A 12,079-nucleotide genomic window follows, 5' to 3' on the forward strand; every position below is an offset into this window, starting at 1 on the left:
TCGTACCTGTGCGTGACGTGCGTGCGTGGCACACCCGACCCAGCAATCGAACAGGACCATCCACTGTGGACCCCTCATTCCTCATCCTCATCGCGATCCTCCTCGTGGTGATGTTCTTCATGTCCTCCCGTACCCGCAAGCAGCAGCGCGAGGCCGCGGAGTTCCGGAACAACCTCACCGTCGGGACCAAGGTCATGACCGCCTCCGGCATGATCGGCACCGTCATCGACGTCGACGAGTCCACCGACCAGGTGACCATCGAGTCCTTCCCGGGCAGCCCCACCACGTGGCTCCGTGCCGCCATCGCGAAGAAGATCGACGAGCCCGTCGCCGACGACGCGGCCGACGACGACGCGGCCGATGAGGCCGACGTCACATCGAACGGCGAAACGGGAAGTACCATCAGCCCGGACGCGAACGACGTTCCCGACGACCTGTCCGGCCTGGACACCGCTCAGCGCGAGTACCGGGAGCAGCAGCGACGGGACGCCGACGCGGACGGCAAGTGACGGCCGCGCCGTCCGGTGACCCCGGACGGCGCCGAACCCGCGCCGGACGTACCCCGGCGCGCACACGAGAAGAGACAGACGTTGGCGACTGACACCCGGCGCTCGCGGCCGGTTCGCACGATCGTGCTCCTCACGATCCTGACGATCCTGCTGCCCTTCGGCGCCCTCTTGGCTGGTTGGCAGCTCGACGGCAAGTCGAGCGACAATCCGGACGGCGCGAGCCTCGCACCTGGTCTGGCCCTCGACCTCCAGGGCGGCACCCAGGTCATCCTCAAGGCGGTGACCTCGGACGGCTCCGAGATCACCCCGGAGGCGATGGAAGAGGCCATCGGAGTGATCCGGCAGCGGGTGGACGCCAACGGCGTCACCGAGGCCGAGATCTCCAGCCAGGGCACCGACCAGATCGTGGTCGAGATCCCGGGCGAGGTCGACGACGAGACCGTCGCGCTGATCTCCAAGGCCGCGCAGATGAAGTTCCGGCCCGTGCTGACGATCGGCAACCCGACCCCCACGGCGCAGCCCTCGGCGAGCCCGTCCGCGTCCGGCGACGCCGCCGACGAGGAGGCCGCTGACGGCGAGACCGCTCCGGGCGGGTACACCGAGGAGGAGATCGCCGAGCAGGAGGCGGCCGTCGAGGCCGCCACGGACCCGTCGGACCTGGCCCAGATCACGCCGTCGGTGCAGACCGCGTTCGACGAGCTCGACTGCACGGACCCGAAGAACCTGCAGGGCGGCGGCGGTGACCGGCCGGACCTCCCGCTGGTGACCTGCGACCAGACGGGTGTCGCCAAGTACGTCCTCGGCCCCGTCGAGGTGGACGGCACAGACCTCAGCTCGGCGACCTCCGGGCTGATCCCGAACGCGAACGGCACCGTCTCGAACGTGTGGGGCGTCAGCCTCGACCTCAACTCCGAGGGCGCACGGGCGTTCCGGACCACCACGGAGCGGCTCGTCTCGCTGGAGCAGCCGCGCAACCAGTTCGCCATCGTGCTGGACAGCCTGGTCGTCTCGGCGCCGAGCATCAACGAGCCGATCACCAACGGGCAGGCGAGCATCTCGGGCTCCTTCACGCAGAGCTCGGCGGCGACGCTGGCCAACCAGCTCAGCTTCGGCTCGCTGCCGCTGACGTTCGAGGTCGAGGGCCAGAACCAGATCTCGGCCACCCTGGGCTCCGAGCAGCTCCAGCGCGGCCTGTTCGCCGGTCTCATCGGCCTGGCGCTCGTGGTCGTGTACTCGCTGTTCCAGTACCGCACGCTCGGCCTGCTCACCGTCGCCTCGCTGGTCGTGGCGGCCGCCATGACCTACGTGGTGATCGCCCTGCTGAGCTGGGGCATCGGCTACCGCCTGTCCCTGCCGGGTGTCGCGGGTCTGATCGTGGCCATCGGCTTCACCGCGGACTCGTTCATCGTGTACTTCGAACGTATCCGTGACGAGCTACGTGACGGCAGGTCGCTGCGCCTGGCGGTCCAGCGCGGCTGGCTCCGTGCCCGCCGGACGATCTACGCGGCCAAGGCCGTGAACCTGCTGTCCGCCGTGATCCTGTACTTCATGACGGTCGGTGGCGTGCGTGGCTTCGCGTTCACGCTCGGCCTGACCACGATCATCGACGTCATGGTGGTCATCTGGTTCACGCACCCGGTCATGGAGCTGCTCGCCAAGGTGCCGTTCTTCCGGGACGGGCACAAGGCCTCGGGCCTGTCGCCCGACCGGATCGAGGTCACGCCGCGGTACCGGGGAGCCGGCCGGTTCTCCGGCCCCGACGCCGCTCCGGCCGGCGGCGCCGACGCCGAGGTGCCGGAGCGGGAGCTGGTCACGGCGCAGTCCGTGTCGCCCGCACCTCGGATGACCGAGGACGGCCGCAGGATGACGATCGCGGAGCGGCGTGCCGCCGAGCGCAAGGCTGCCGCGGGGTCGGTCGAGTCGACCCAGCAGGCTCAGAACGAGGAGAAGCACTGATGGCTGCAGGCGGCTTCGCTCAGTGGGGCAACGACCTCTACACGGGACGCCGGTCGTACCCGATCATCCAGAAGCGCGGCATCTGGTTCTCGATCGTCGGGCTGTTCTCGGTGGCCTCGATCCTCGTGCTGGTCTTCCAGGGCCTGAACCTGGGCATCGACTTCCGCGGCGGGTCCGAGTTCACCGTCTCGGGCGCGTCGACGACGGACGAGGACGTGGCGATCGACGCGGTCGCGACCGTGGCCCCGGGGGAGGAGCCGCACGTCTCCACCGTCGGCGCCTCCGCGGTGCGCGTCCAGGTCTCCGAGCTGGACAGCGAGCAGACCGACCGCGTGGCCGAGGCGCTGGCCGACGCGTACGGCGTCCAGGTGGGTGAGGTCACCTCGAACTTCATCGGCCCCACCTGGGGGCAGTCCGTGAGCCTGCGGGCGCTGTGGGGCACCGTGGCGTTCGTGGCCGCGGCCGCGATCTTCATGGCGATCTACTTCCGGGCGTGGCGCATGTCGGTGGCCGCGATCGTGGCGATGCTCGCCGACGTGCTGGTCTCGGCCGGCGTGTACGCCGCGATCGGCTGGGAGGTCACCCCGTCCACGATCATCGGCTTCCTGACGATCCTCGGCTTCTCGCTGTACGACAAGATGGTCGTCTTCGACAAGGTCCGCGAGAACACGGACCACGTCCTGGAGCAGACCCGCAGCACGTACGGCGAGCGCGCCAACCTCGCGGTGAACCAGACCCTGGTGCGGTCCATCAACACCTCGGTGGTGGCGCTGCTGCCCGTCGCGGGAATCCTCTTCGTCGGCGGGTTCCTGCTGGGGGCCGGCACGCTGAAGGACATCTCGCTGTCGCTGTTCGTCGGTATCGCCGCGGGTGCCCTGTCGTCGCTGTTCCTGGCGACGCCGCTGGACGTGGCGCTCCGCGAGCGTGAGCCCAAGATCGCCGCCCACACCAAGAAGGTCATGGACCTGCGGGCCGGCCTGATCGCCGAGGGCGCGGACGAGAGCGTGCTGGCCGCCGCGGCGTCCGGCTCGGCGCAGCTCGTGCCGGGGCATCACCAGGGGCAGGCCGCCCAGCCCAGGCGGCGCCGGTAGGCTCACGCCTCGTGACAGATGACATGACCGACGTCGCCCTCTCCGGACTGCTGCCGGAGAGGGCGACGCGCGTCCGCGAGCTGATCGCGGACGTCCCTGACTTCCCGTCCCCGGGCATCCTCTTCAAGGACATCACGCCCCTCCTGGCCGATGCCGAGGGGCTGGCCGACGTCGTGGAGGCGTTCACGCGGCTGGCGCTGGCCGACGGCGTCGACGTCGTGGCCGGCATGGAGGCCCGCGGGTTCCTGCTCGGCGCCCCCGTGGCCCATGCGCTCGGCCTCGGCTTCCTGCCCCTGCGCAAGGCCGGCAAGCTCCCGCCGCCCACCCACAGCGTCTCGTACGACCTGGAGTACGGGTCGGCGTCGATCGAGCTGCGGTCGGGAACACTCGACCCCGGTGCGCGTGTTCTCATCATTGACGACGTCCTGGCCACCGGCGGGACCGCGGCGGCCGCGGCACAGCTGGTCGAGAAGTGCGGGGGAGTGGTCGCGGGGCTCGCCTTCCTGCTGGAGCTGGACGCACTCCACGGCCGGGACAGGCTGACCGGGCACAACGTCGATACCCTCCTGCGAGTGGGCACGACGTCCGACGGATGACCGTGCCGGACGGGGAATAGAGGTCCAGGGCTAGACTGGCGACTCCGGGGTCGGACCCGGGGAAGGAGGCGCGTACATGGCTGAGAACACGGTGTCACGCGCTCCGGTGCCCGAGAAGAACCCGCCGACACCGCCCGGCGGCAACCGGATGCGCAACCGGCTCGCGCGCCTCGGCGTGCGCAACGTCGGGGGCGGGACGCCCGCCGCGATCGAGCCGCTGCTCCAGGCGATCCGCAGCAACCACCCCAAGTCCGACGTCGCGCTCATCGAGCGGGCCTACGTGGTGGCCGAGAAGGCCCACCGCGGGCAGATGCGCAAGAGCGGCGACCCGTACATCACGCACCCGGTCGCCGTCTCCACGATCCTCGCGGAGCTCGGCTTCGAGGGCACGACGATCGCGGCGGCGCTGCTGCACGACACGGTGGAGGACACCGACTACGCCCTGGAGACGCTGCGCGCCGACTTCGGGGACGACGTCGCGCTGCTGGTGGACGGCGTCACGAAGCTCGACAAGGTCAAGTACGGCGACGCGGCGCAGGCCGAGACCGTGCGCAAGATGGTCGTGGCGATGGCCAAGGACATCCGCGTGCTGGTCATCAAGCTGGCCGACCGGTTGCACAACGCCCGCACCTGGAAGTACGTGCCGTCCAAGTCGGCCGAGCGCAAGGCGCGCGAGACCGTCGAGATCTACGCGCCCCTGGCCCACCGGCTGGGCATGAACACGATCAAGTGGGAGCTGGAGGACCTCTCCTTCCAGACCCTGTACCCCAAGGTGTACGACGAGATCGTGCACCTGGTGGCCGAGCGGGCCCCGGCACGCGAGGAGTACCTCGGCGTGGTCAAGGGCCAGATCGAGTCCGACCTGCGCAGCGCGAAGATCAAGGCCACCGTGACGGGCCGGCCGAAGCACTACTACTCGATCTACCAGAAGATGATCGTGCGGGGGCACGACTTCGCGGAGATCTACGACCTGGTCGGCACGCGCGTCCTCGTGGACACCGTGCGCGACTGCTACGCGGCGCTCGGCGCCATGCACGCGCGGTGGAACCCGGTCCCGGGCCGGTTCAAGGACTACATCGCGATGCCGAAGTTCAACATGTACCAGTCGCTGCACACGACGGTGATCGGCCCGGGCGGCAAGCCCGTCGAGATCCAGATCCGCACGCACGACATGCACCGCCGCGCCGAGTACGGCGTCGCCGCGCACTGGAAGTACAAGGAGAAGACGCCGGCGGGCGGCGCCGACCCGAAGAACCAGGACATGGCCTGGCTGCGCCAGCTCGTGGACTGGCAGCGCGAGACCGCCGACCCGGCGGAGTTCCTCGACTCGCTGCGCTTCGAGATCGGCGGCGACGAGGTCTACGTCTTCACGCCCAAGGGCCAGGCGATGGCCCTGCCGGGCGGCGCGACGCCGGTCGACTTCGCCTACGCGGTGCACACCGAGGTGGGCCACCGCACCATGGGCGCCCGCGTGAACGGCCGCCTGGTGCCGCTGGACTCGCCGCTGGAGAACGGCGACGTCGTCGACATCCTCACCTCCAAGTCCGAGACGGCGGGGCCCAGCCGCGACTGGCTCGGGTTCGTGAAGTCGCCGCGTGCCCGCAACAAGATCCGGCAGTGGTTCACCAAGGAGCGCCGCGAGGAGGCCGTCGAGACCGGCAAGGACTCGATCGCCAAGGCGATGCGCAAGCAGGGCCTGCCGATCCAGCGCCTCATGTCGCACGAGGCCCTGGTCGGGGTCGCGAACGAGATGAACTACCAGGACGTGTCCGCGCTGTACGCGGCCGTCGGCGAGGGCCAGATCTCGTCCGCCCACGTGGTGGAGAAGCTGGTCCGGGCGCTCGGTGGCGCGGACGGCGCGGAGGAGGACGTCGCCGAGGCCGCGCGGCCGGGCGGACTCACGGCGCGCCGCGTGCGCTCGGGCGACCCGGGCGTCGTGCTCAAGGGGTCCGAGTCCTCGGACGTCTGGGTCAAGCTCGCCAAGTGCTGCACCCCGGTGCCGGGTGACGACATCGTCGGGTTCGTCACCCGCGGCCAGGGCGTGAGCGTGCACCGCACCGACTGCGTCAACCTGGACGGCTTGCGCAAGCAGCCGGAGCGCCTCGTCGAGGTGGAGTGGACGCAGGGCGCCAACACGATGTTCCTGGTGCAGATCCAGGTCGAGGCGCTGGACCGCTCGCGGCTCCTCTCGGACGTCACGCGCGTCCTGTCCGAGAACCACGTCAACATCCTGTCGGCGTTCGTCTCGACGTCGGACGACCGGCTGGCGGTCTCGCGGTTCATCTTCGAGATGGCCGAGCCGGCCCACCTGGCCACGGTCCTGTCGGCGGTCCGCAAGGTCGAGGGAGTGTTCGACGTGCACCGCATCACGGGCACGAAGCCGGTGGAACGCCCCCAGCTCCCGGTCTAGTCCCGCACTCAACGAGCGGTGGGGCGGCCGAACCAGTGGGTCAGGGTTGTCTCCAGGGACGGCCTCGCCGCGCCGGTCCAGACGACATGGCCGTCCGGTCGCAGCAGCGCGGCCGGGACGTCCGGCCCGGCCGCGCCGGGGTCGGCGACGTGGTCCACGCGGCCGGCCCAGCCTGCCACGGAGAGCTCGCCGGTCCGGTCGAGCAGCAGCCCGCGGCCGGCGTGCATCCGGTCGTAGAGACGGCCGGTCGTCAGGTCGACGTCGCGCAGGCGGCGTCCGAGCAGGTCGGGCCCCTCCCCGACGTCGTACCGGATCCCGGTCGCGGTGATCTTCTCGATCAGGAAGCGGTTCACGTCGTCGAGATCCATGAGCTGCGCCAGCAGCCGGCGGACCGCCTGCGGGCCGGGCGCCAGTGACAGGAGCTCGGCCTGGGCGCGGGTCGTGTCGAGCACGTCTGCCGCCACCGGGTGCCGTTCGGCGTGGTAGGTGTCCAGCAGGTGGTCCGGGGCCCAGCCGTTCACCTGGGCGGCCAGCTTCCAGCCGAGGTTGAAGGCGTCCTGGATGCCCAGGTTGAGGCCCTGGCCGCCGAGCGGCGGGTGCACGTGCGCGGCGTCCCCGGCGAGCAGCACCCGTCCGGTCCGGTACCGCTCGGCCTGTCGCGTGGCGTTGCCGAAGCGCGAGAGCCAGCGTGGCGAGTGGACGCCGAAGTCCGTGCCACCGTGCGTCCGGAGCTGGCGTGCGAGCTCGTCGAGGGTCGGGGGCACGGTCCGGTCCGGGGCCAGGCCGTCGGCCGGCACGACCACACGGAACAGCCCGTCCCTGACGGGACCGGCGCCGAAGCCGCGCTGCGTCGTGCGGACCCGTGCGGTCACCTCGGCGACCTCCTCGGGTGATGCGGTCATCCGGACCTCGCCCAGCAGCCACTCCACGTCGGCCGGCTCGCCCGGGAAACCGACGCCGAGCAGCGTGCGCACGGTGCTGCGGCCACCGTCGCAGCCCACCAGGTACCGGGCGTGCAGCCGGGTGCCGTCGGTCAGCTCGGCGGTGACCCCGGCGTCGTCCTGGTGGAGGCCGGACAGCTCGGCGCCGCGTCGGACCTGGGTGCCCAGCTCCACCGCCCGGTCGGTCAGCAGCCGGTGCACGGCCGGCTGCGGGATACCGAGGACGAACGGGTAGGTGGTGTCCAGGTCGCCGGGGGCGGGTCGCGTGATACCCGCGAAGTACCCGCTCAGCGGATGCCTGGTGCCCAGAGCGAGGAACCGGTCCAGCAGGCCGCGCTGGTCCATCACCTCGATGCTGCGTGCGTGCAGGCCCAGCGCGCGCACCACCTCGGTGGGGGCGGTGTCGCGCTCCAGCACGAGCACGTCCACCCCGTGCAGGCGCAGCTCCGCCGCCAGCATCATGCCGGTGGGCCCGCCGCCCACCACGATCACGTCGGTCATCGAGCTCCCCCGGTCAGCCTCGTCCCGGCGGGCTGCGGCCCGCCGGCCGACGATTCTGCGGCATGCCCGGGCCCTTGCCGCAAGCCCCCCATGGCGCTATATCTTGAAAGTGGAGGGTCTCAGGCGGTGCCGGGCGCTCCGGGCAGAAGCTCTCCGAGATCGAACCGGACCGGCTCCTCGAGCTGCTCGTAGGTGCACGACGCCGGCTCCCGGTCCGGCCGCCACCGCTTGAACTGGGCGGTGTGCCGGAACCGGCTGCCCTCCATGTGGTCGTAGCCCACCTCGAGCACCCGCTCGGGCCGCAGCGGCGTGAACGACAGGTCCTTGCCCGCGCTCCAGCGGGACTGCGCGCCGGGCAGCCGGTCGTTCGGCTCGCCCGCGGCCGGGTCCGCCCAGCCGTGCCACGGGTGCGCGTCCGCCTCCGGGGTCCCGGGTTCGACGACCAGCGGTGCGAGCTCGGCGACCAGCTCCGCGCGCCGGCCGGCGGAGAACGACGCCGCGACACCGACGAACTGCAGGTGTGGCGCGGGCGCGGCGTCGTCCCACAGGCCGAGCAGGAGCGAGCCCAGCAGCGGCTGCTCCGGCGTCGAGGTCTTGTGCAGCCGGTACCCCGCCAGCACGACGTCGGCCGTGCGCGCGTGCTTGATCTTCAGCATGGCGCGCTTGTTGGGCGCGTACGGTCCGTCCGCGGGCTTGGCGACGACGCCGTCCAGGCCGGCGCCCTCGAACGACGCGAACCACTCGGCCGCCACGGTGGCGTCCAGCGTGCGGGGCGTGGCGAACACGAGCGGGCCGGTCAGCCCCAGCCCGTCCAGGGCCTGGAGCCGCTCGGTCAGCGGCCGCTCCATGAGCGAGTCGCCGCCCAGCGCCAGGACGTCGAAGACCACGAGCGCGGCCGGCGTCGTCTCCGCGAGCATGGTCACGCGTGACGCCGCCGGGTGGATCCGCTGCGACAGCAGGTCGAAGTCGAGGTGCGCCGCGCCACCCTCGGGGGCCCGGGCGATGACGATCTCACCGTCGACCACGCACCGCTCCGGCAGCGCCTCGCGCACCGCCGCGACCACGTCCGGGAAGTACCGGTCCATCGGCTTGGCGTTGCGCGAGTCGATCCGCACCTCGTCGCCGTCGCGGTACACGATCGCGCGGAAGCCGTCCCACTTCGGCTCGTAGACGTAGGCGGGTGCGTCGTCGGACCCGGACTGGGCGGGCACCGATGCCACGCTCTTGGCGAGCATCGGCCGGACCGGGGGCTGCACGGGCAGGTGGTCAGTGGTCACGAGGACGAGCCTGCCTCAGCGCGGCGCATACCGCAGGTAGACGCACCCGTCGGAGAACGCCCGGATGTCCGTCAGGCGCAGGCCGAGGCGGGCTCCGGGCGGCAGCGCGGGCCGGCCACCACCCACCACCTCGGGGAACACGATGAGGCGGAAGTCGTCGACCAGGCCCTGGCGGATCGCCTCCGCGGCCAGGGTCGGCCCGCCCACGGAGGTGACGCCGGGCCGCTCGTCCGCGATGCGCCGCAGGTCGGCGGGCCGCAGGTCGCGGACGATCCGGGTGCGCTGGGACGTGACGGCCTTCTGCGGCAGCGTCGAGGAGGCCACGAACTTGTCCGCCCGCCGCCAGAGGTCCGCGAACTGCGCGTACACGGGGCTGGCGCCCTGCTGGTCCTGGTACGTCTCCCAGAACACCATGGTGCGGTACATGTCGCGGCCCAGGACGTAGGTGGTGACGTCGGCCTCCATCTCGTTGATGAAGGCGTGCACCTCGTCGGAGGGCATGGCCCAGTCGAACTTTCCCTCGGTGTCGACCGTGTAGCCGTCGGCGGACATGTTCGCCGAGTAGCGCAGAGTTCCCATGGCCCTATCCGACCACGGAGCGGGCCGGAACTCATCGATCCGCGCGGGTGCGAGTCAGCGTGACCTGGGCCATCGTGGAAAGTGAGCAATCGTCCCGAGCGGGAGGAGCAACCATGCCGAAGCGTGATCCCGGACCCAGCGTCAAGGACAAGGAGCTGTACGAGAAGCTCCGCGACGAGGGCAGCTCGAAGGAGAAGTCGGCACGCATCGCGAACGCCGCGGCGGCCTCGTCCCGCAAGAGCGTCGGGCGCAAGGGCGGCAAGGCCGGCGACTACGACGACTGGACGGTCGAGCACCTGCGCAAGAGGGCCGCCGAGATCGGCATCCCCGGCCGCTCGTCGATGCGCAAGGGGGAGCTCATCAAGGCGCTGCGGTCGCACTGAGACCGGGCGATGAGACCGGGCGGTGCACCGGGCGAACCGAGATCGGCGCGGGACCGGTCCGCGAGGCTCAGTCCGCGGACCGGTCCCGGTCCTTGTCGCGGCTGGGCTGGACCCGCTTGGGCTCGCCCGGCATCTTCGGGTACTCGGGCGGGTAGGGCAGGTCGCCGAGGCCGTCGGCCTCGTCGCGGGCCGCGAGCTCCAGCGCCGCGTCCAGCGAGCAGTCCAGGGCCGGGTCCCGGTCGGCACGGAGCGCCGCGAACAGGTCGCCCCGCTCGGTGAACCGGCCCGGCGCCGTCAGCACGTCGAAGTCGTCCGGGTGCACGTCCGGCACCTCGTCCCAGTCGAGCGGCATCGAGACCGTGGCCCGGGCGTTGGCGCGGATCGAGTACGCCGAGGCGATCGTGCGGTCACGGGCCATCTGGTTGTAGTCCACGAAGATCGCCTCGCCCCGCTCCTCCTTCCACCAGCGCGTGGTCACCCGTCCCGGCAGGCGCCGCTCCAGCTCCCGCCCGACGGCGATCGTGGCGCGCCGGGCCTGCGTGAACGTCCACCGCGGCTCCAGCGGCACGAACACGTGCAGGCCCCGCCCGCCGGAGGTCTTGGGGTACCCCACCAGGTCCAGCTCACCCAGCAGCTCCCGCAGGTGCGGGGCCACCGCGGCGGCGTCGTCGAAGTCCGTGCCCGGCTGGGGGTCCAGGTCGATCCGGAGCTGGTCCACCGACTCGACGTCGTCCCGCCGCACGGGCCAGGGGTGGAACGTGAGCGTGCCCATGTTGGCCGCCCAGGCCACCACCGCGGGTTCCGTGGGGCACACCTCGTCCGCCGTCCGGCCCGAGGGGAACGCGATCGTCGCGGTCTCCACGTAGTCCGGGGCGCCCTGCGGGATGCGCTTCTGGTAGAAGCCGTCCCCCTTCGGGTCGTTCGGCTTGGGCATGCGGGTGGCCAGGTGCGCGCCCTCGTGCCAGCCCTTGGGCCAGCGCTCCAGCGTGGTGGGCCGGTGCAGCAGCGCACCCGTGATGCCGTCCGCGACGGCGACGAAGTACTCCACGACCTGGAGCTTGGTGACGCCCCGGGGGAAGACGACACGGTCCGGGCTCGTGACGCGCACCGTGCGGCCTGCGACATCGAGCTCCACTGCGGGTGACTTGGATGCGGCCATGACCCGAAACTAGCGCTCCAGCAGCGCGCGCGCCGCCGCGAGCGCCCGGTGCGCCGCCGGCCGGCCCACCACCCGGGCGCGCCGGTCGAGCAACCGCGCCGCACGGCCGAGGTCCGCGCCGTGGCCCGCCAGCGCGACGAGGACGGGCACGGCGGCCTCCGCCGGCACCGTGCGCGCCACGTCGACGGCGGTCCGGTCCGGGCTCGTGACCGGCACGCCCGCAGGCCGCACGGTGTCCGCGGCCAGGCCCGGCGCCCGGCGGGCAACCCTGCCGGGCCGCGGCACGGGGCAGCGCCGGCCGGGGGAGTACGCCACCTCCACCGGGGCGCCCGCAGGCCAGGCCGGCGCGGCTCCGCCGTCGTACACCCCCGTGTGCACCCAGGCGGCGGTCGCGGCGGCCAGCACGCAGGAGGCCGGCACCTCGGGCGCGAGCGCCAGGGCGCGGTGCCGCGCGTCGACGGCCGACGCCGGGCCGACCGCCGCGCCGTCGTACAGCTCCGTCAGGGCGCCCGACCGCATCAGGTCGGACCAGGCCACCGGTCCGCCCACGTGCGCGGGCGTGACCACCAGCGGCACGGGAGCCGGCCGGGGGTCGAGGAGCGCGGCGAGCGAGGACGACACCCCGAGAACCTACGACAGCGGGCCCGGCCGCGCAGAGCGCGACCGGGCCCGCTGTG

11 protein-coding genes are annotated in these 12,079 nt (G+C 72.0%); 6 read left to right on the top strand and 5 right to left on the bottom strand.

Features of this window, described 5'->3' with window-relative positions; translation table 11 throughout:
- The first annotated feature begins 65 nt into the window (after positions 1 to 65).
- From yajC to ACO229_RS05250, 5 genes are all read left to right on the top strand, one after another.
- The gene (yajC, locus tag ACO229_RS05230) at positions 66 to 509 is read left to right on the top strand and encodes a preprotein translocase subunit YajC (protein WP_397430424.1); all 444 of its coding nucleotides are present in this window, start codon (positions 66 to 68) and stop codon (positions 507 to 509) included.
- An 81-nt stretch (positions 510 to 590) separates the two neighbouring features.
- A complete protein-coding gene (gene secD, locus ACO229_RS05235; RefSeq protein WP_397430423.1) occupies positions 591 to 2,465 on the top strand; it encodes a protein translocase subunit SecD in 1,875 nt (624 codons plus the stop codon).
- On the top strand, positions 2,465 to 3,556 hold the full coding sequence (gene secF, locus ACO229_RS05240; protein WP_397413518.1) for a protein translocase subunit SecF: 1,092 nt from the start codon (positions 2,465 to 2,467) through the stop codon (positions 3,554 to 3,556). Before secD ends, secF begins: the two co-directional genes overlap by 1 nt.
- A gap of 23 nt (positions 3,557 to 3,579) precedes the next feature.
- A complete protein-coding gene (locus ACO229_RS05245; protein ID WP_423465265.1) occupies positions 3,580 to 4,152 on the top strand; it encodes an adenine phosphoribosyltransferase in 573 nt (190 codons plus the stop codon).
- Between the two features lie 76 nt (positions 4,153 to 4,228).
- Entirely contained in the window at positions 4,229 to 6,562 is a 2,334-nt protein-coding gene (locus ACO229_RS05250) for a RelA/SpoT family protein (protein ID WP_397413517.1), read from the top strand.
- 8 nt (positions 6,563 to 6,570) lie between these two features.
- Here the strand turns inward: ACO229_RS05250 and rox are convergent, their stop codons facing one another.
- The 3 genes from rox to ACO229_RS05265 form a co-directional block, all read right to left on the bottom strand.
- Positions 6,571 to 8,004 carry a rifampin monooxygenase gene (gene rox, locus ACO229_RS05255; RefSeq protein ID WP_423464025.1) on the bottom strand — a complete coding sequence of 478 codons (1,434 nt, stop codon included), beginning with the start codon at positions 8,002 to 8,004 and terminating at the stop codon, positions 6,571 to 6,573.
- Between the two features lie 119 nt (positions 8,005 to 8,123).
- Positions 8,124 to 9,281 (bottom strand): ATP-dependent DNA ligase, encoded by a 1,158-nt coding sequence (locus ACO229_RS05260; RefSeq protein ID WP_423464026.1) that lies wholly within the window; start codon positions 9,279 to 9,281, stop codon positions 8,124 to 8,126.
- Positions 9,282 to 9,296: 15 nt separating this feature from the next.
- Positions 9,297 to 9,860, bottom strand: a complete 564-nt coding sequence (locus ACO229_RS05265; RefSeq protein WP_397430419.1) for a dihydrofolate reductase family protein — start codon at positions 9,858 to 9,860, stop codon at positions 9,297 to 9,299.
- A gap of 113 nt (positions 9,861 to 9,973) precedes the next feature.
- On the opposite strand from ACO229_RS05265, the gene ACO229_RS05270 reads away from it, so the two are divergent.
- The gene (locus ACO229_RS05270) at positions 9,974 to 10,243 is read left to right on the top strand and encodes a DUF7218 family protein (protein ID WP_397413513.1); all 270 of its coding nucleotides are present in this window, start codon (positions 9,974 to 9,976) and stop codon (positions 10,241 to 10,243) included.
- A 67-nt stretch (positions 10,244 to 10,310) separates the two neighbouring features.
- Here the strand turns inward: ACO229_RS05270 and ACO229_RS05275 are convergent, their stop codons facing one another.
- Both ACO229_RS05275 and ACO229_RS05280 read right to left on the bottom strand, forming a co-directional pair.
- Positions 10,311 to 11,402, bottom strand: a complete 1,092-nt coding sequence (locus ACO229_RS05275; protein WP_423464028.1) for a DNA polymerase domain-containing protein — start codon at positions 11,400 to 11,402, stop codon at positions 10,311 to 10,313.
- A gap of 9 nt (positions 11,403 to 11,411) precedes the next feature.
- Entirely contained in the window at positions 11,412 to 12,023 is a 612-nt protein-coding gene (locus ACO229_RS05280) for a hypothetical protein (RefSeq protein ID WP_423464029.1), read from the bottom strand.
- Between the last annotated feature and the right edge of the window lie 56 nt (positions 12,024 to 12,079).

It is taken from the genome of Promicromonospora sp. MS192 (assembly GCF_049532985.1).
Lineage (GTDB): Bacteria > Actinomycetota > Actinomycetes > Actinomycetales > Cellulomonadaceae > Promicromonospora.

What these genes read in the sequence shown, in the direction of transcription:
- ACO229_RS05265 (WP_397430419.1), bottom strand. Translation starts at nt 9,860, where the DNA reads ATGGGAACTCTGCGCTACTCGGCGAACATGTCCGCCGACGGCTACACG.
- ACO229_RS05270 (WP_397413513.1), top strand. Translation starts at nt 9,974, where the DNA reads ATGCCGAAGCGTGATCCCGGACCCAGCGTCAAGGACAAGGAGCTGTAC.
- ACO229_RS05245 (WP_423465265.1), top strand. Translation starts at nt 3,580, where the DNA reads ATGACCGACGTCGCCCTCTCCGGACTGCTGCCGGAGAGGGCGACGCGC.
- ACO229_RS05250 (WP_397413517.1), top strand. Translation starts at nt 4,229, where the DNA reads ATGGCTGAGAACACGGTGTCACGCGCTCCGGTGCCCGAGAAGAACCCG.
- ACO229_RS05275 (WP_423464028.1), bottom strand. Translation starts at nt 11,402, where the DNA reads ATGGCCGCATCCAAGTCACCCGCAGTGGAGCTCGATGTCGCAGGCCGC.
- rox (WP_423464025.1), bottom strand. Translation starts at nt 8,004, where the DNA reads ATGACCGACGTGATCGTGGTGGGCGGCGGGCCCACCGGCATGATGCTG.
- secF (WP_397413518.1), top strand. Translation starts at nt 2,465, where the DNA reads ATGGCTGCAGGCGGCTTCGCTCAGTGGGGCAACGACCTCTACACGGGA.